This window comes from Enterococcus sp. 7E2_DIV0204, from assembly GCF_002140855.1.
Taxonomy (GTDB): domain Bacteria; phylum Bacillota; class Bacilli; order Lactobacillales; family Enterococcaceae; genus Enterococcus_L; species Enterococcus_L lemimoniae.
The window spans coordinates 23369-41229 of the sequence record NZ_NGKY01000001.1; the positions used below are offsets into that span (position 1 = coordinate 23369).

Annotated in this window: 19 protein-coding genes and 1 pseudogene; 6 read left to right on the forward strand and 14 right to left on the reverse strand. The window is 33.5% G+C overall.

Annotation, left to right across the window (positions count from 1 at the left end; genetic code table 11):
* Positions 1-243 precede the first annotated feature (243 nt).
* The 3 genes from A5819_RS00135 to citG all read left to right on the forward strand — a co-directional run bounded on the left by A5819_RS00135 (position 244) and on the right by citG (position 3319).
* The gene (locus tag A5819_RS00135; protein ID WP_086281349.1) at positions 244-1587 is read left to right on the forward strand and encodes a CitMHS family transporter; all 1344 of its coding nucleotides are present in this window, start codon (positions 244-246) and stop codon (positions 1585-1587) included.
* Positions 1588-1743: 156 nt separating this feature from the next.
* Positions 1744-2448 carry a GntR family transcriptional regulator gene (locus A5819_RS00140; protein WP_086281347.1) on the forward strand — a complete coding sequence of 235 codons (705 nt, stop codon included), beginning with the start codon at positions 1744-1746 and terminating at the stop codon, positions 2446-2448.
* On the forward strand, positions 2432-3319 hold the full coding sequence (citG, locus tag A5819_RS00145) for a triphosphoribosyl-dephospho-CoA synthase CitG (protein ID WP_086281344.1): 888 nt from the start codon (positions 2432-2434) through the stop codon (positions 3317-3319). Before A5819_RS00140 ends, citG begins: the two co-directional genes overlap by 17 nt.
* An 80-nt stretch (positions 3320-3399) precedes the next feature.
* Here citG and A5819_RS00150 read toward each other — a convergent pair whose 3' ends face one another.
* Positions 3400-4128, reverse strand: coding sequence for a response regulator transcription factor (locus A5819_RS00150; protein WP_086281342.1), 729 nt, complete (start codon positions 4126-4128; stop codon positions 3400-3402).
* A gap of 112 nt (positions 4129-4240) precedes the next feature.
* Here A5819_RS00150 and A5819_RS00155 point away from each other — a divergent pair, with 112 nt between their 5' ends.
* Positions 4241-6091: an ATP-binding protein gene (locus A5819_RS00155; protein WP_086281340.1), complete on the forward strand. Its 1851-nt coding sequence runs from the start codon at positions 4241-4243 to the stop codon at positions 6089-6091.
* A gap of 318 nt (positions 6092-6409) precedes the next feature.
* A complete protein-coding gene (locus A5819_RS00160; protein ID WP_086281337.1) occupies positions 6410-7624 on the forward strand; it encodes a YdcF family protein in 1215 nt (404 codons plus the stop codon).
* Positions 7625-7675: 51 nt separating this feature from the next.
* Here A5819_RS00160 and A5819_RS00165 read toward each other — a convergent pair whose 3' ends face one another.
* Both A5819_RS00165 and A5819_RS00170 read right to left on the reverse strand, forming a co-directional pair.
* A complete protein-coding gene (locus A5819_RS00165; RefSeq protein WP_086281335.1) occupies positions 7676-8017 on the reverse strand; it encodes a hypothetical protein in 342 nt (113 codons plus the stop codon).
* A complete protein-coding gene (locus A5819_RS00170) occupies positions 8014-9312 on the reverse strand; it encodes a Y-family DNA polymerase (RefSeq protein ID WP_086281333.1) in 1299 nt (432 codons plus the stop codon). Before A5819_RS00170 ends, A5819_RS00165 begins: the two co-directional genes overlap by 4 nt.
* 263 nt (positions 9313-9575) lie before the next feature.
* Here A5819_RS00170 and A5819_RS00180 point away from each other — a divergent pair.
* A protein-coding gene (locus A5819_RS00180) for an IS3 family transposase (RefSeq protein WP_139843325.1) occupies positions 9576-10660 on the forward strand; the annotation gives its coding sequence in 2 pieces (ribosomal slippage) (positions 9576-9813 and positions 9813-10660; 1086 coding nt in all).
* Between the two features lie 476 nt (positions 10661-11136).
* Here the strand turns inward: A5819_RS00180 and A5819_RS00190 are convergent.
* From A5819_RS00190 to A5819_RS00240, 11 genes and pseudogenes are all read right to left on the reverse strand, one after another.
* Positions 11137-11625 (reverse strand): hypothetical protein, encoded by a 489-nt coding sequence (locus A5819_RS00190; protein ID WP_086281325.1) that lies wholly within the window; start codon positions 11623-11625, stop codon positions 11137-11139.
* 58 nt (positions 11626-11683) lie between these two features.
* Positions 11684-12019 (reverse strand): hypothetical protein, encoded by a 336-nt coding sequence (locus tag A5819_RS00195; RefSeq protein ID WP_086281323.1) that lies wholly within the window; start codon positions 12017-12019, stop codon positions 11684-11686.
* Between the two features lie 56 nt (positions 12020-12075).
* Positions 12076-12573: an NUDIX hydrolase gene (locus tag A5819_RS00200; protein WP_086281320.1), complete on the reverse strand. Its 498-nt coding sequence runs from the start codon at positions 12571-12573 to the stop codon at positions 12076-12078.
* 490 nt (positions 12574-13063) lie between these two features.
* Entirely contained in the window at positions 13064-13561 is a 498-nt protein-coding gene (locus A5819_RS00205; protein ID WP_086281318.1) for a hypothetical protein, read from the reverse strand.
* A 562-nt stretch (positions 13562-14123) separates the two neighbouring features.
* Positions 14124-15404: a hypothetical protein gene (locus A5819_RS00210; protein ID WP_086281316.1), complete on the reverse strand. Its 1281-nt coding sequence runs from the start codon at positions 15402-15404 to the stop codon at positions 14124-14126.
* A gap of 47 nt (positions 15405-15451) precedes the next feature.
* Entirely contained in the window at positions 15452-15928 is a 477-nt protein-coding gene (locus tag A5819_RS00215; protein WP_086281314.1) for a hypothetical protein, read from the reverse strand.
* 37 nt (positions 15929-15965) lie between these two features.
* Complete coding sequence (locus A5819_RS00220) at positions 15966-16211, reverse strand: hypothetical protein (protein WP_086281312.1); 246 nt, start codon at positions 16209-16211, stop codon at positions 15966-15968.
* Positions 16212-16274: 63 nt separating this feature from the next.
* Positions 16275-16487, reverse strand: coding sequence for a hypothetical protein (locus tag A5819_RS00225; RefSeq protein WP_086281311.1), 213 nt, complete (start codon positions 16485-16487; stop codon positions 16275-16277).
* A 115-nt stretch (positions 16488-16602) separates the two neighbouring features.
* Positions 16603-16866, reverse strand: coding sequence for a hypothetical protein (locus tag A5819_RS00230; protein WP_086353003.1), 264 nt, complete (start codon positions 16864-16866; stop codon positions 16603-16605).
* A 385-nt stretch (positions 16867-17251) separates the two neighbouring features.
* Positions 17252-17482 (reverse strand): hypothetical protein, encoded by a 231-nt coding sequence (locus tag A5819_RS00235; protein WP_086353004.1) that lies wholly within the window; start codon positions 17480-17482, stop codon positions 17252-17254.
* Positions 17482-17861: pseudogene (locus A5819_RS00240) on the reverse strand (hypothetical protein); the annotation flags it as partial. The pseudogene A5819_RS00240 and the gene A5819_RS00235, both read right to left, overlap by 1 nt.

A 17861-nucleotide genomic window follows, 5' to 3' on the forward strand; every position in this document is an offset into this window, starting at 1 on the left:
AAGGTTTTATTAACATCTTATTAACATCTCTTTAAGAAACCGCTCACATCCGTGTTTTTTTGGTGTTCTTTTTCCACTTGTCGTCTATTTATCTAAACTTTCTTAGATTAAACTTAGCATTGTTAACGAAATAAGAAAGGGCTTTCTATTTTATCTTACTGTTATTTTTCTACTGATCCAACACCACAAAAGAGACGCCCGATTGTTTCGGAAAACGAATTTAGTGTTGAAGGAGAGAAAAAAATGTTATTAACTGTTTTGTCTTATGTGATGATTATCGTCTTTATGTTCGTCATCATGAAAAAGAAAATGTCACCGTTTACAGCTTTAGTTTTGATTCCACTTATTTTTGCTCTGATTGCAATGTTTGCGGGTGTTTCTAAGAAAGGCTCTATCGGAGACTTTGTTATGGAAGGAATCAAAACAACATCCACTACTGGTATCATGTTATTGTTTGCCATTCTTTATTTTTCAATTATGTTGGATGCAGGGTTATTTGACCCAATCACGAAAAAAATGATTCATATCGCTAAAGGCGATCCCATGAAAGTATTGATTGCAACAGCTGTTGTTGCAGCCGCTGTATCTCTTAATGGAGATGGAACGACAACTACTTTGATTTGCTGTTCTGCTTTTATTCCTATCTATAAGAAACTTGATATGAAATTGATGAACTTAGCAGTCATTGTTATTTTACAAAATACAATCATGAACTTACTACCTTGGGGCGGACCAACTGCTCGTGCGATGAGTGTTTTGAATGTTGGTGCTGAAATTTTAGCCTATCTGATTCCTGGTATGATCATTGCATTACTGTATGTGATTTTCATCGTGGCACCTTCTATGGGGCGCAAAGAGCGTGCTCGCCTTGGAATTAAACAATTGACAGATGAAGAAATTGATGCAATGACCACTGTAACTGATGAAGAAACATTGTCCATCCGTCGACCAAAAATTTGGTTATTCAATGCGATTCTAACAATTGGTCTGATTGTATTATTAGTAACAGATTCATTTGTTGGTCTTGGTTTACCACCGTTGTTCTTATTCTTGACAGGTACTGTAATTGCTTTAATGGTCAACTACCCTGTCTTAAAAGATCAATCAAAACGTATCGGTGCAAATGGCGGCGATGCTGTTCAAGTTGTCATCTTAGTTTTTGCAGCGGGTGTCTTCATGGGACTCTTCCAAGGAACTGGTATGGCAGATGCATTAGCTCAAAGTTTCACAAAAATTATTCCAAATCAATTGGCTGGTTTCTGGGGCTTAGTGATTGCCTTGATTTCAGCTCCTGGTACCTTCTTTATTTCAAATGATGGGTTCTACTTTGGGGTCTTACCTGTTTTAGCCGAAGCTGGACGTGCCTATGGTTTTACCGATATGCAAATGGCTTTAGCTTCTTTGATGGGTCAAGCCTTCCACTTATTAAGTCCACTGGTAGCCTTCATTTATCTATTACTACGTTTAACAGGTTTAGATATGGGACAATGGCAAAAAGAATCAGCAAAATGGGCGTTAGGAATTTTTATTATCTTTGTTGTAACGATCATTCTAACTGGTCATATGCCACTTTATATTCCGCAATAAAAAACTTAATCCTTGAAAATCGCATAATCTGTAAAATGGTTTATGCGATTTTCTGTTAAAAAGAAGATTTTCTTATATTTTTTATCTTATTCTTAGCAATACCAAATAGGAATATTTAGTTAGTTTCCTACTATTAGTCTGCAAAGGAGTAATCAGATGAGTACAATATCAGAAGCAGTTGGAAAAAATTTAGATTTAAGTCTTAATGAACCATTGAAAGAACTTGTGTATAAAGCGTTCAGAAAAACAATCATTCTAGGTGAAATCCCTGCTGGACAACGGATCAATGAAAAAGAGTTTTCTGAAGTAATGAATATCAGTCGCACACCGATCCGCTATGCACTTCAAAAATTAGTTGAGGAAGGACTGGTTGATCATGTTCGCGGTGTCGGCATCATCGTTCGAGGGATTTCACTTAACGATGCCAATGAGATTTATGCTATTAGAAAATCATTGGATGTTTTAGCTACGATCACAGCAATGAAGGAGATGACTTCTGCAGATTTTGAAGAGTTAAAGTTCTTGTTAGAAGAAACTGAACGGTTAAACGAAGCAAATGAAATCGATCAAGTCTTACAAAAATTTTCTGATTTTAATGAATTGATTTATGAAAAAAGCAAGATGTTGCGCTTAAAATCGATCGTCATGAAATTACGTGAATACTTAGTCTATTTTCGAGATATTTCAATACGCTCAAAAGATCGACGTGATAAAGCGCTGAATGAACATTGGTTGATTTACAAGTGTATGTTGAACCAAGAGGAAGAACAGTTAAAACAACTGATTAAGGAACATTTAGATTATTCGCAAACCTTTATTCTCAAAGAAATGGAAAAACATTTAAATGAAACAACTAAATAGAAATAAAACGCTAAATTTAATCGGTGAATTTGCTTTAGAAGCATTACTATATGAAGCAGCCCTTTATCCTAAACCTGGCTTAGTCGATCCTAAAAGTTGCGGTGCACATGCAGACATGAATTATTTTACTTTTATTGATAGTAGTACTGCACTGGCTCCCTTTTTAACAGAGTATGCTAATTTAGGATTCAACCATGAGGGAACACCTTTTGCCTTGTTTGAAAAAGTTCGTACACTTGGACAATTGGCTGAAGCTGCCATGTTAGCTAAAACAAAGGGTGTCAATACCCACAAAGGCGCAAATTTTTCTTTTGCCTTACTGTTAAGCGCAACAGGAAAAATAATTCAGGATCAAAAACTTGAGCTGCCTTTTACTGAAAAAGACACAGCAGCAATTTTTGACTATATAAAACAGATGACAAAAGGTTTGATTTCTAAAGATTTTGCCGGTTTAGCTCAAAAAAAACACTTAAGCTATGGAGAAAAACTTTATTTAGAACATGGTATTGTGGGGATTCGCGGTGAAGCAGAATTAGGTTATCCTGCACTTAAAAATAGTGCTCTTCCATTTTTAAGACAACATCATAACAGAGAACAACAGACCTTATTCTTACTCCTATTACTACATTTAATGGCAACAATTGAAGATTCTAATTTAATTAATCGAGGCGGTATTTCAGCTTGGCAAAATGTCCAAAAACAGGCGACTGAACTTTTACAAACTTTTTCCATAAATAGCTCTAAAAAAGAACTAGAAGACGCTTTGATTTTGTTCGATCAACAACTGATCAAAGAACATCTCAGTCCTGGTGGTTCAGCCGATTTAGTTGCGTTAAGCTTCTTTTTTGGTCGCTTAGAAGGTCTATTTTGAGTTTTACATAAAATAATACAAAAACAGGTGATGACCATTGATTGATCACCACCTGTTTTTATCACTATACTAACGATTAACTAAATGCTATTCCCTGCCTCTTTCCCTTCAGGATTAAACAGATAGCCAATCCCCCATACTGTCTGCAGATATTTCGGTTTTTTAGGGTCATCTTCAATTTTATTTCTTAAGTAGTTGATATATACCGTGATCAGATTCTTATCCATGTCACCGTCACTCCAAACACTGGCATAAATTTGTTCCTTACTAAATACTTGATAAGGATTTTCCATAAAAAATAAAATCATCATGATTTCTTTAGATGTCATGTTCACGATTTCACCATTCTTGCTAAATTGATACTGATTTTTATCGAATGAAAAGATGCCATCTCTCAACATCGTTTCTTCTCGATATTGGCTTAATGTCAATAACTGCTCTGTTCGATTTAATGTACTGACGACTTGCGCTCGTAATACATCTGGCGCAAATGGTTTAGAAAGGTAGACATCTCCTCCGGACTCTAGACCACTGATGATATCTTGCTCGCTTTTTTTCCCACTAACGAAGATAATGGGTGTCAAAGGCTGACGTTCTCGGATCAATTGAGCTAAATGGTATCCGTCATTTTCATGTTCTAAACTGACATCTAAAAGAAATAATTGAAACTCTACTCGGTTCATGATATCCAACGTTTTTTCGATCGTATCACTTTGATAAACTAATAATCCCGTTGACTGAAGCGACTTCCAAATCAATCGACGAATTGCTGGATCATCATCTACCACTAAAATTTTTTCATTCCGCAACGTGCACACCTCATTATTCTTTTTTACATTATCTATACAATAGCTGAATTAACTTTAAATTTCAACATGAACTTGTTATGATATGAACAGACTTTTAAAAGGAGCTAGACCAATGAAACGAACAAACAGAATTGTAAACATCATGATCGCAGCGATGACTGTTTTTATCGTTGTATCCGTTTTCTTTGCAATTCAAGGATTTTCTATCATTCGCAAAACAACGACTGCTAGTAGTCAAGATTTTTTACTTCAGTCGACAGAGTATGTTGGGAAAGTGATCCAACTGTCCATGAAAAATCGCCACCAAGCGCTTAATTATCTAGCGATCGATGGAAATTTAAAAAATAGTGATGATCCGGCGACTTATCTAAAAAACAGTGCCTCTTCTCTAAACACTTTTTTTGAGTCACTAAACAATGAAACCGATGCTCTTTTTTACATCGAACCTGACGGTACTCCTCTCTATGCTTTTCATTGGGATGCTCAGGAAAAACAGGTAACCACCGCTGATATCCAAACGATTCGTCCCTTTATCAGCCATGATTTATCCCTAAAGCAGCTACTTGATAAACCCACTGCACAAAATGGTGATTCCTATTTTATCGATAAAAAGGCCTATGTCAATTTTTATCAAGAAATTCGTACCGCAGCTGGCACTATTGATGGCTATTTGATTTTACCGTTAAATCTAGAAGCATTTTATAAAAACTTCTTACAAGATTTTGAATTAGATTACAAAGGGTATCCCATGATCAAAGATCGCTCGATGACAGTTGTGATGCATCCGGTCGCCCAGCAGGTTGGCTTAGATATTATTAATGGGCGAGAAAAATTGTATCCTGATTTTGATTATTCTGATTTAAAACGTCTCGAAAAATATCAGCTAAGCCATGATTCAGGAAAATTAACCTATAAATCTTATTGGTGGGATGAAGATACACCGACTGAGGTCTTAAAAATCAGTGCCTTTGAATGGATCGATGTAGGTCTCGCTCATTGGGTCGTTGCAATCAATGCTGATTATAATGAACGAAATGATGATATTATTAATTTTGTCATTGTGTTGTCCTTCCTTTTAGTTTTATTATTACTTTTAATTATCATTTGCTCGTTGTTTATTCATAATTTTAGAAAAAAAGAAACGATTGAAGCAGAAAACCGGCAGCTGATCGAAAAACAAAAACAACAAAAAATGCAGCATCAATTGGAATTAGAACTTTACCAACGAAATAAGATGGAAACAGTCGGTCTACTGACAACTTCGATCGTCCATGATATGAATAATTTCTTAACACCGATTATCGGCAACACTCAGTTGTTGTTGGAAGAACATGGAGAGGATCCTGTATTAAAAGCAGATTTAGAGGAAATTCTTCATTCTGCTCAAAAGGGAAAACAACTTTCATCCAATGTTCTACGCTTTTCAAAACCTCAGAAAAGCGTTCAAGAATGGATCGATATTTCAGCGGCTATTGGGGTTGCTACTCACTTGATTGGAGAAATCATCCCTAAAAAAGTACAATTGACTCTGTCTATCCAAGAAAATCTAGGGACGACAAAATTGGAAGAAACCGATTTACAGAATTTGATCTACAATTTGATTACCAATGCCTATCAAGCGACTAAAGAGAATACAACAAAACAGCAAGAAATTCACGTAACTGTTTCACCTGCTTCAAAAGAATTAACTGAACAGCTGAAAAAGACAAGTTATCAGATGAATCAGCTGAATCGTTTTGTTACCTTGGAAATTTCTGATAACGGTCCAGGGATTCCCACAGAATTACAAGAAAAAATATTTGAACCTTTCTTTACAACAAAATCTGCTGATGAAGGGACTGGTCTTGGTCTTTTCGCAGTTACCTCGATTGTTGCAAAATATGAATGGCATCTTTCATTAGTATCAGAAGAAGGCCAAGGAACTAGCTTTTTTATCACCTTTCCAGTTCGTTTTTCTGAATAAGTCTGAAATGGAGTGATGTGGGACAAAAGTAAAAAGCACTTTTGTTTCACACCCTAAATATGAATAAACGGTGGGAGCAGAAGCAACCCCTTCGGAAATAAGCTGAAATTCACAAAAATTTGAAGTGCAATTTTCGTGAATTTCTTCTTATTTCTCGGGGTTAAACACTCCTGTCCCAACCTCTTCTATTTTTTCATTCTAAGTCGGACTTATTCACTTATATCATAAGATATTTACATTAACTTAAGGTTTGTAGTTTTTTTTTCGCTTATTTTTCGTTATACTAATGTGAAATCATTTATTGAAGGAGTTCTATCTATGGGGAATTATTTTAGTATTATCATTGGGCTTATTTATCTTATTGGCGTTTTTATTATTCCGAAATGGCGGAAAAAAAAGGTAAACCAAAATTGGAAATTTTTTGAGTTGCTTTGGTTTTCACTTTGTTTTATTGTTTATGTCATTTTTTTAGAAATACAACTTCATACTTATTATTTTTTGATTCCATTAAGCTTTTTATTATTCTTCCTGTTCTGTTATTTCAAGGAAAAACGTAGATTAATCAATGGGTTATTCTTTAATTTGTTTTTAGTTGTCGGGATGACCTATTTGGGGGTTTTGCTTGTTAGAACACTGAACCCACTATTGATTATTTTAGCAGGGATCACAGGTGTCGTTTTGTTGTTACTGCTATTGATTGGACTTTATGCTTTACTCGCTTTCTTATATTGGAATGCGATTGTCGTTATGCGTAAAGAAGGCCATTCATTAGCGAATTTATTGACCTTGCTTTTAGCTATCGGCTTGACCGTTTTTCTGATTTTCAATTATTATTCAGCGCGAATTTTGCCGCAGTGGGCTTCACTATTATTTGGGATCTTACCCTTCATCATGTTTTATTTTTCAATCGTTTTCTATAATTTTTTAACGATTTCGATTATTTATCAATTTAATCAGCCAAAATATGAGCAGGATTTCATTATTGTTTTAGGTTCAGGTTTGATTGATGGCAAAACAGTACCACCACTTTTAGGCAAACGAATCGAAAAAGCGATTCAATTTTACCAAGCCCAGTCCAATGCTACTTTGAATCCACCCAAAATTTTGATGTCTGGTGGTAAAGGTGACGATGAGCATATCGCTGAAAGTATTGCGATGAAACAATATGCCATTGAAAAAGGGATTCCAGAAGAAGCTATTTTAGTTGAAACCAATTCTAAAAACACCTTGGAAAACATGCGCTTTTCAAAAGAAATCATGGAGCAAGATTTTGGGGGAACTGGTTTTCAAGCGATTTTCACAACGAACAATTTCCATCTATTTCGTGCCGGACTTTTTGCCAAAATGGCCAATCTGAAAGCAGATGGGATTGGGGCTCGAACAGCTTTCTATTTTCTACCTAATGCCTTTTTAAGAGAATTTATTGCAATCGTAATGATGCATAAACGTCGTCATATGATCGTGTGTGGTCTGATTACACTAATGATGCTTCTATACGCATTAGTTGAATTCTTTTTTGTCACTAACCATTAAAACTGAAAATCCTCTAACTTTAGCACCTTATCTAAAGTTAGAGGGTTTTCTTTAATATAACTGGACATGACGTATTTCATCGTAGCCGATCTTATGTCCGCCTACATAGAGGCCCAATTCGTCATGACCTTGAATCAGGCCAATGATATCTGCTCCATAATTCCCTTCAGAGTCTAGTTCTTCTTTTTGAATCGTCACTTCAACCTGATTTTGAAAGGCCTGTGCTAACACTTCATCGATGTCTGACCAACTCATTTGTCGTTTCTTTTCGGCTGGCTGTCTTTTTTTTTCTCGTTCAATGAGTGCTGTATGTTCAGATAAATAGAAACCTGCCCATTTTTTCATTTTCCGATCTTGATATTGTTCAAAATAATAATCTCGTTCCTTGCTCATTGTAAGCCCTCCATTCCTCCTGCGTGCCCGCCAACTAGTGATACTCTGGAAATTGCTGTACCGCCAGAGGAAATTGAACTTGCATGAACCAATGAAACATAGCCAAAGCGCTGTCGAATTTCGTCAATCAACTGGTCTAGTTTTCGTTCTTTTAGTTGCTCATCAGGCTCATGAAATAAATCTAATTGAATATAAGTATTATAGTTCAGTTTGGAATAGGTAATTCCAATATGTCGTACTTTTTCTCCATGCCAATGTTGTCTAAAAATAGTTAAACAGTATTCAATCAGTAGCCTGCTGCTGTTTGTTAAAGGTACTTTCATTTGTCTTGAAAAACCTGATCCACCCGACAAAGCTGATTTTGAAAAGCCCACAGATAAATGAACACATTCAGTCTGACAATGGGCTTTTCTAAGACGCGCTGCTACTTGTTCCGCCATCTCTCTAATCACAACTTCGATCTCATCTTGTCTCATATAATCGCGCATCAAAATCTGAGAATTGTTATAGGAACGTTCTTCTGGTATGTATTTTTCGGACAAACGACTTCGGTCGATACCATGGGCATGGGCATATAACTGTTCGCCAATAACCCCCAAATTCCTTTTGAGACTGTTTACATCTGCATGAGCCAAATCATACACAGATCGAATGCCTAAATTGTTTAAACGCTTGGCTAAACGGTGACCAATCCCCCACATATCCGTCATTGATTCAATACGCCAGACGTTTTCAGGAACGTCTTCATAGTGCCATTCAGCTAACCGTTCTTTATTGCGCTTCGCTTCGATGTCCATCGCTAATTTAGCTAGTAAAGGATTATCGCCAATACCAACTGTGATTGCTAATCCTGTCTCTTTTTTTATCCGTTTCTGGATGATTTTAGCCATAGCTTTTGGTGTTTGACCGAACAATTTCCAACTAGCACTTACATCTAAAAAGGATTCATCGATCGAATAAATATGCAAATCTTCATTGGCAACATACTCTTTGTAGAGCTCATTGATTTTCATGTTTTCTTTGATATACTCATTCATCCGCGGTGGTACGATCATTAAATCTGGATGATTAGGCACATCGTATTTTCTTGTTACATTAGTAATTCCCAGCACTTCTTTTGCTTTTGGAGAAGACGCCAGAACAAGACCGCCAGTATTTTCAGCATGACTCATTACAACTAGCATTTTTTCTAGCGGGTCATATCCTCTAGCTACACATTCGACTGATGCATAAAAAGATTTTACATCAATACAAAAAAGCACTCTTCTAGGTTCTTTTTCATAATCAAATATCATCTCAATCCTCTCCTTATTCTATTTCACAATCAATTATACGAACGTATGTTCATTTTGTAAAGGGGAACAACTTTTTAAGTTTTGAAAATAGACAAAATTAAAAGAATAAGAGACCTCTCAGAACAAATTGGAATGGCAATAATTTTTTTGACAAAAATTATTGCCATTCCATCTTGTTGGATTTTACATGTATCCTAATTAAAGCTCCTATACTAGAAATACGGACAAGTTGTTCGCTATAATCTATTAGAGGAGTTTTTATTATGCAGACAAAAACATCAGCTACAAGATATTCAAAAGAATTTAGAGAATCGATGGTGTCACTAAGTCAGACCGGTCGGTCTGCTAATTCATTATCAAAAGAATACAACGTAAGTGTCTCTACACTTAGTAAGTGGATTCGTCAAGCAGATCCAAATGACCGGGATATTCTCTCACTAAATGAACGTGCACTACTAAAAGAAAATAAACGATTAAAAGAAGAAATCGACATTTTAAAGCGAGCGGCGGTGCTTTTGGCAAAGAATTAATCAATAAGGGACGTGCTACTGTACTACGAGTGGTTCGTGTTAACTTAGAAGCAAAGCACCGCATTACTCGTATTTTAAGCGTTCTTAAGATTCCTAGAACGACGTATTATGATTATTTAAATTGGCACCCCAGTAAGCGAATGATTAGACGACAACAGATAAAAGAGAAAGTATTAGCGTCCTGGTTATCGTATCCAATGTATGGGTATCTGAGGATGACCAAGTATTTTAATGAAAATCTCAACTACCCAGTTAGTCGCTACCTTATCTATCGCCTTATGCGTGAGCTAGGGATTCATTCACGGATGATTAAAAAAATGAAGAAACCTAGCACCTATACAGACGTTGCCAAGTTACCAAACCTAATAAGAAAAATGAATGACTGGTCTAAAGTACTTTTAACAGATATCACGTATATCCGAGTGAAAGGGAAGTGGGTTTATTTAGCTAGTCTATACAATCCAGAAACCCGAAGGGTTATCGCTCATAAGGTCGGAGCCCATATGACAAAAGAGCTGGCAACGAGTGTGCTAGAGAAAGTAGATTTGTGCAGACTTGGAGTAAAGATTGTACACAGCGACATGGGAAGCCAATACACAAGCGATTTATTTAATCAGACGCTACAAAATAGACAAATAAAGCACTCCTACTCTCGAAAGGGTTGCCCAGGAGATAATGCAAGAATAGAAAGTTTTCACTCGATTTTAAAACGAGAATATGTCAATTTTCAGTCCTTTCAAACACTTGATGAAGCGATTGTTGGCATTGATAGCTATATTCGTTGGTACAATAGTGATCGAATTTCTCTCGTTGCCTAGCGAAAAAATGTGCTACTTTCAAAAAAAACGAATGTTGAAAGTGTTATTTAAGTGCGCCTTTTGGTGTTCCGTTTAAAAATATGAAGGATGATTTAGATTGAATAGTGCATCATTTACTTTGCCTAACTGTTTTTATTGCTCTCACAACAATTCTTTCGCATTTTTTTGTTCGGATTCTTGACATAGGTGCCTATACTATTTTCAATTTTTTCCACTATTGTATTTTGCCTGCCATATGTTGAGTGTTTCATATTAGTGTACTGATTAACATATTCTTTACGCAGTAAGTTTTTAAATGACTTGTATTTACTATGATTGTTGTATTTTTTAATCGTCCAAGTCACAAAGGGAATCACTGCAATACTTACCACCCCAACACAAACACTAACTAGATCTATATTCATTGAAAGTTCACTTCCTTTATTAATTGTGTTTGGATCTCATTCATGCTGCTACCAATCTTTTTTTGACTCAATTTAGAATTTTTTTGGCCCGATTTGTTGAAACCCTTGATCAAATTCAATTTCAAACCATTCAAACGTACTATTGAATAAATTAACAATACTCGGCAGCATGGCCAAAAATAAACTACTCAATTGAAATTTATTTTGAAAATCTATCCATAACCCTACAAGAGAAAGAATACTCAAAATTATCGACATAATTCTTTTTAATAATGTATCAGTTCGGTATAGTTTCCTGCATTTCTTTTCTTGAATGAATATTTGTTTTGTAAGAGGATTCTCAAACCAGTCTCTATTAATTTTTTCTAAATCAACTTGATTGTTAGTTAATGAATCTGAAATCCTTCTATCTTTAGACTCCTCTTGCCTTTTGTAGTACAAGTCAGAATGTTGTCTTACCGCTAAACGGTAACCGTAGGATAAGTAAACTCTTACAATCGCATACAATACAAATAGACTATAAGTAATTATTAGCACTTCTTCATATCTCCTTTCTATCATTTTTGGATCTCATGCATGCTGCTACTCATCCTTTTGAAAAGACTACTTAATTTCGGCTTCAGGATTTTTCTTGTCTATACTCAAATGGGTTTTTAGCAGACGTTACTTCTTGTAAAATGACTAATGGATCAGAAATTAATTCAAACTTTTCATCTTCTGGATAGGTCACAGCTATTTCAGGATTATTACCAGCAAATTTTTTTACTGAATCCATATTTTCCCAAATTGAACATAGAAAGAAGTGGCAGTATTCTTCTTGATCTACTACTTTTAAATAGGTGTTTAAATTGCCTTCTGTATTTCGAGTTTCTTCAACTCCAGTTATTAATTCATAGTCATAGAATCCTTGTTTATGTTTCATTGGAACGCATCCATGCCATGTTCTTGAAATCATCTAAATCCTCTCCTTTTCATTTCTATCCTTTTTAGCAATCATAGAGTTTGGTTTCACTAGAACTCTTTATTTACAATCCAATTAAAATTTTCGTATTTTTCCATTTCGTTCTCTTGTGCTACCTCTTGTTTAATTTTTAAAATTAGTGGTGAAGAATTATTCTCATTCAAATCTTCTAACTTTTTCCATACAACTCCATCTGAATCATTAAGTCCATCTGACAGAACCTTAGGCAATGACTTTCTGCTTGTGGTATCAGCCATAACATCATAAAACACCATGATATGATGAACAATATGCATAACGTTTACTTCTTTAATAAAAGCATCATATACTCTTGGATTTGAATATGAGTTTATCTCATAACCTGTTTCTTCTAAAAATTCTCTACACAGTGTTTCTGTTAAACCTTCAAATTCCTCCTGGCTTCCTCCTGGAATATCGAATCTATTTTTATATGGTCCTGCATTTTTCTTTATACACATTAAATAATTTTTTTTCTTATTAACGCCATAAACCCCAAAATGAGTACTAACACTATCCTTATTTTTCATAGCTTTCACCTATATTTCTAGATTTATTTTCTTTTCCCATTACTTTGATCCTCGTAAATGATATACATACAATTTTGGCATATTCTATATTTCTTTCTGATGTTTTACAACATTTGAAGGAAGCGAATCAAATTAATATACGTGATTTAGTTCTTATTGATCCTTTTTGATAGATTTGATAAATTTTAACAATTCTTTCTTTTGATCATCATCTAAGGTTCTACAAAGAGATATGAATATTTTATCCATATTATGTTTCTTAAAGAAAACCAATACATATCCTTCTTTAACAAAGGAAGACTCCTCTTTATTTTTTCCAAAAATTTTTAATACATCAACAACGTGGATTTTATCGGTATTATTTACTTGCAGAATAATAACCTCTCCTTTTTTTATTTCAAAAAGGGGACTGCCATTCTTAATTACAAGGCAAGGATATTTTTTGTGATTCTATACCTATCATTTCCACTAATACTTGATTCATCTTCAATTATATATTTCTGTAAGTATATCCAGTTTTGATAATCTCTAGATTTGATTCCAAAATACTGAATAGGTCCTTCCCTCTATTTTTAAGCATCTTACGATCAATATATAAGACGACTTTTTCATTACTAAAATCATGATTCAGTTTTATGTTCCCTTTTGTTCTAGAAATTCCATCGGAAAATCTAACAGGTTTTGATTGTCGAATGATTTTTTTTATTGGGAAAGTACTTTTATAATTAAGTTTAGCATAATTATTGGATACAGTTATCCCAAGTATATGTAGGAAAGAAAGACTTCCTGGGATCGAAACACTTTCATCAAAAATAGTTGATATCTCGGACCAAGGCACAAAAATTTTGTTTCTAGAAAAATTTCTTACCACTCCATCAGGTAGTATTTGAATTATTGGTTTTCCTTTCATAATCAAATTTATTATAAAGTTCCCGTAGAAGTTCTTGGTGTATATCTCAGTTATTTTTCTATTTCTCGCTTCTCCCATAACTATAAAATTCCTTTCTTAGTTATTGATCATTTTAGGTTCTATCTTTCTGATTTTTTTAGAATACAGCATAGATAAATCGTGCTGTATTCTTTGTGCTATATTATATATAGCAATTACCTATTTGATCCATAATCTACACTTGTTGTGTACAAATGAATCCCATCCAGATAAACATGAATGAATATCTTTTGTAATGCATCACATGGTTCTGGTATTGCTGTTATCATTAGAATACTCCTTTCTCAAAACGCAAAGTGATAAGCCACGACCATCTTATTTAGGTCTTCGTACTTAATATAGTACAACTCACAAAAAAACTTCACTTTTGAGAAAAAAATTTAGCTTTTATTTACTATAAAACGCATACTCTACTCTCTTCTCTCTTCTCATTCGATCCTTTTTGATTAATATTACTTTTTCTTCTTACTATTCAAAGCTAGTACAATGGAACTGAAAAATTCTGCAATTGCGGAAAATAAACCTTCCATATTATTCAACTATCTTTCTTTTCATCCTTTTGGGGATAATTCTTTTGTTTCACTTGATTCAACTAATTTGATTATTGCCATCCTCTTTTTTCATAGTTTCCTCTTAAATATGTCATTTCAAATTCATGAAACTTTTCTCTGTGTTCATTTAATGAGAGGTTAGAATAACTATTAAAATCATTATATCTATCAAAATATTTTATGAGTGTAAAGAAACAGATACCTTCATCAAAATATATTCCTGAATGGCTAGTCCAATAAATCGCTTCTCTCGATTGAAAAATTCTATTTATATTTTTGTAGAGTAAAAAATGATTCTCTTTCAAATTAAACCAAGTTTCTGGTAATATCTTACGATCATTAAAATTGTCCTTTGCCTGTTTTGTTCCCCATTTCTCTTCTGTGGCATTATGCTGCGCAAAAATTAACCTGTAAACAAAATTACTAAATATATCAGCAATTCTTATCTCTTCAGCTTTCATTGAGTCTAATTCTTCTAATGAATAAAAATTAATGCTTTTAAATTCAATTCCAGAATCTTTATCAGGAAACATATCTATATTTTCTACTGATATTCCTTTTTCTTCTAATAAACTAATGAATCCATTTAATACATAATTATGATTGAACTTATTATCAAATCTATCTCTTAGGATATCTTTATCTAAAATATCCTTTAACACATTTATAACCTGAATCTCAACGTGTTTTCTTTCAACTCCTTGTCCCATAACTGATATTTCATTGAGCAAGGCTTTCATAACTTCTAATTTTTCTTCTTTGGATACCTTATGATCATACATTTTTTTAAACGTTACAGAATTTCTGTAGACATAAAAAAACTTAATTAACGAATACAAGTGGACTTCAGTCATCATATACGGATCTTGCTTTGCAAAAAGCACTCTAAGATCATTTTTTAGTATATCTTGCAGTTTCTCTATATTCACCCAACTCAGGAAATTTTGTTCAAATTTCGAAATTGTTGTCAAATGAATAATAATATCATCTGTAAATAATGAGAAAAAGTCGTTATAAAATTGAGTTACTTTGTCATCAAAACTAGCAATCCCATAACTAAATGTATCCTTGCCAGAAAAATATTTTCTGGGTATCTGAGATTTAATGTTTTTAATATTGCTACCTTTTAGCTCACCACGATTAATAAAAAAATTTTTGTAGTAACCTTCAAATACTGTATATTGACTTAATAATGTAACCTCTAAAGCTTGCGGAATACCTACAAATAAACCGATGTACGAATCTGAATAATCTTCATTATTAATTATAGTCTTATCAGTAATTCGGTAGTCGTGCGAAGACTCGTCGAAATAGAAATTATATTTTGTCATGTTCTTCTCCTATACTTTTGTTCAGTATTAATCCTTTTTAGTTACCCTTAGTTTAGGTTAGTCGGTTCAATTATAGAAATTTTTTTTACAGCTTCCCATATTTTATTTGAAACGATTGTAGAACTTTTGGTTCTGTTTTCTTCTAAAGGAGATTCTTGTCTATAAATAGTTGAAAGCTCATCATGTGGGACAATTATCCAATTTTTTAAAGGCTCACGATTACTTTTAGGAAAAGCTATAAGGATACCCTTTCCATAATACTTTTTATCTACAGTTATTCTTCCTTTTAACTGTATTTTGAACACATCATTTGTTTTACAGTGTACCGCTATAAAATCTGCACCCTCATTATCCACAGGTAGCCACGAACACATATAACCGTAATCAACTAATACTGCTGCTAATTTCAAAAAATTTCTGTGTTCTCTGAATTTTTTTGGCATATCATCAAATGGTAATTTTTCCAATAATTTCCTTTGTTCTACTAACTTTAGTATTTCTGTCTCAGAATGTAATGGTTCCATAATTTTCTCCTTCAGCTATTGATCCTTTTTAGTAAATTCACCTATTCATTTCTTTTGTTATCTCTTCCTCGACAGCTAACACCAATTTTTCATGTAGATTTCTCATTTTATTGGTGTTTTCTTCCAAAAGTATTTTGTACTTTTCTTTCAACTCATTCAACTTACTAGAGGATTCATTCCTACGAACTAATGCTCTTTTTTCTTCAGTATATTTAAATAGTAGGTCATATCTAATTTGATTAAGTACAGTTTCATATGATTTGAAAAGATTATTACTTTCCACTGCACAATCCTCCTTACTGATCCTTTTTGAAAACCATTCAATCTAATGATCCTAAAACTTCTCTTATTGATTCTTTGCGATATAAGTCTTCTGATATTTGATCAAAGACCATTGCAACAAATGTATATCTTCTGCTAATTCTCTATAATCCGTTGAGTTCATATGCTTGTGGTACTTATTTATTCGATTAGTTAAATTTTCAAATTGCCTATCAAACTCTTTTTGACTACTTTCTATGCTTTTCATATTTTCTTCTTTTGCTTCCCCAACATCCATTAACTCAATCCTTTCTGATCCTTTTTGTTATGTAAAGAATGAAAATATTTATCCTTCTTTTTCGATTTAACGTTTTTATAGAAATTTAGCTAAAACATTAAGACCAGACACTACTCTATTTTCTAAATCTATATAATCCTTTTTCTTCACTACTTGGAACTAAATAATATACTTTATCTGAATCGAATGCCTTTTTTCCAAATCTTTTAATAACAAATATATCTTTATTAAGGACTTCTTTATTTAAATATATCCTAATCCTACCTTTTCCATCGGATTCAATATTTGATATATTATTTTTAATATCTTTTGTTTCTACAGTACATGATAAATCATCATGATCTTTTATCATAAATTGTAAACGATCAACTTTTTCCAAGGTTGATTCGTCAATATTGTAGAATGTTTGTATGGCAAATCCATTTCCTTCACCATAGTCTCGACTAGTAATAACTTTTGTTTTTACATCTTGACCATTATCTTCGTTAATTAAATTTATTTCATTAGACCGTTTATTATCTTCCGCAGCAGTTAAAGCATCTTTTATTCTTAAAATTAACGTTGAACCTTTTGTGGATTCGGAAAATATAAAAATTAATGTTGCTGAGAGTAATGTTGCTAATGTTCCACTAAATATATCAGATAAAATTTGAATTGTAGGTCACCTCTATAGTTGAATTTTTGTTGTGCCTTAGTCTTAATGTTTTAGCCAAATTTCTATCGTTTTTGGATCTCATGCATGCTGCTACTGATCCTTTTTGGAACTAATTTTCATTGGTTCTAGCAAAAGAAATTTCCCTACAAAGTCTCATTGTAGCATTCTTTTTCAGTTCCTCTTGCAGCTGTTCTTCAGTTTCAAATGTGATCATTGTCCCATAATGCTTTTCTAGTTCATTCATCAATTCAACGAGTGCCAAATTCCTTCTGTATGACCCTTTTTGATTTTTGAGTTCGCTAAAATCTGCTTCAATTTCATTCAACATTCTTTTCAACATTATTCCTCCTTCATTTTTCTTTTTTCTTTTTTATAGTAAATGACTGTTTCAAAGTCAAATTTGATTCCACGATTCTTTTGTGCCTTATCTAGGTACGTAGGCTTTGGAATATCTTTAATAGAAACGCCTGTCCATTCTAAATAATCTCGTACAAGTTTTGAAAATTGAAGATAAGCTTTTTTTTCAGAAGTAGCAATTTTTTCATTTACAATATTAGAGTCCTGTAAAACAAATATTTTCCATACTTCATTATTTGCTTCTTGTTCCGTCATACCTGTTAGATACTCCATACCTTCTCTACTTATGATTTGCGTTCCTTTTCCGTTCCCTATCTTAGTAAAAGTTCCCTCAAGGAACTTTTCAGGATAATTATTGTATC

Excerpts from the sequence above, each read along its gene's own strand:
- A5819_RS00135 (WP_086281349.1), top strand. The coding sequence starts at position 244 with ATGTTATTAACTGTTTTGTCTTATGTGATGATTATCGTCTTTATGTTC.
- A5819_RS00140 (WP_086281347.1), top strand. The coding sequence starts at position 1,744 with ATGAGTACAATATCAGAAGCAGTTGGAAAAAATTTAGATTTAAGTCTT.
- citG (WP_086281344.1), top strand. The coding sequence starts at position 2,432 with ATGAAACAACTAAATAGAAATAAAACGCTAAATTTAATCGGTGAATTT.
- A5819_RS00155 (WP_086281340.1), top strand. The coding sequence starts at position 4,241 with ATGAAACGAACAAACAGAATTGTAAACATCATGATCGCAGCGATGACT.
- A5819_RS00160 (WP_086281337.1), top strand. The coding sequence starts at position 6,410 with ATGGGGAATTATTTTAGTATTATCATTGGGCTTATTTATCTTATTGGC.
- A5819_RS00165 (WP_086281335.1), bottom strand. The coding sequence starts at position 8,017 with ATGAGCAAGGAACGAGATTATTATTTTGAACAATATCAAGATCGGAAA.
- A5819_RS00170 (WP_086281333.1), bottom strand. The coding sequence starts at position 9,312 with ATGATATTTGATTATGAAAAAGAACCTAGAAGAGTGCTTTTTTGTATT.
- A5819_RS00190 (WP_086281325.1), bottom strand. The coding sequence starts at position 11,625 with ATGATAGAAAGGAGATATGAAGAAGTGCTAATAATTACTTATAGTCTA.
- A5819_RS00195 (WP_086281323.1), bottom strand. The coding sequence starts at position 12,019 with ATGATTTCAAGAACATGGCATGGATGCGTTCCAATGAAACATAAACAA.
- A5819_RS00200 (WP_086281320.1), bottom strand. The coding sequence starts at position 12,573 with ATGAAAAATAAGGATAGTGTTAGTACTCATTTTGGGGTTTATGGCGTT.
- A5819_RS00205 (WP_086281318.1), bottom strand. The coding sequence starts at position 13,561 with ATGGGAGAAGCGAGAAATAGAAAAATAACTGAGATATACACCAAGAAC.
- A5819_RS00210 (WP_086281316.1), bottom strand. The coding sequence starts at position 15,404 with ATGACAAAATATAATTTCTATTTCGACGAGTCTTCGCACGACTACCGA.
- A5819_RS00215 (WP_086281314.1), bottom strand. The coding sequence starts at position 15,928 with ATGGAACCATTACATTCTGAGACAGAAATACTAAAGTTAGTAGAACAA.
- A5819_RS00225 (WP_086281311.1), bottom strand. The coding sequence starts at position 16,487 with ATGGATGTTGGGGAAGCAAAAGAAGAAAATATGAAAAGCATAGAAAGT.
- A5819_RS00235 (WP_086353004.1), bottom strand. The coding sequence starts at position 17,482 with ATGTTGAAAAGAATGTTGAATGAAATTGAAGCAGATTTTAGCGAACTC.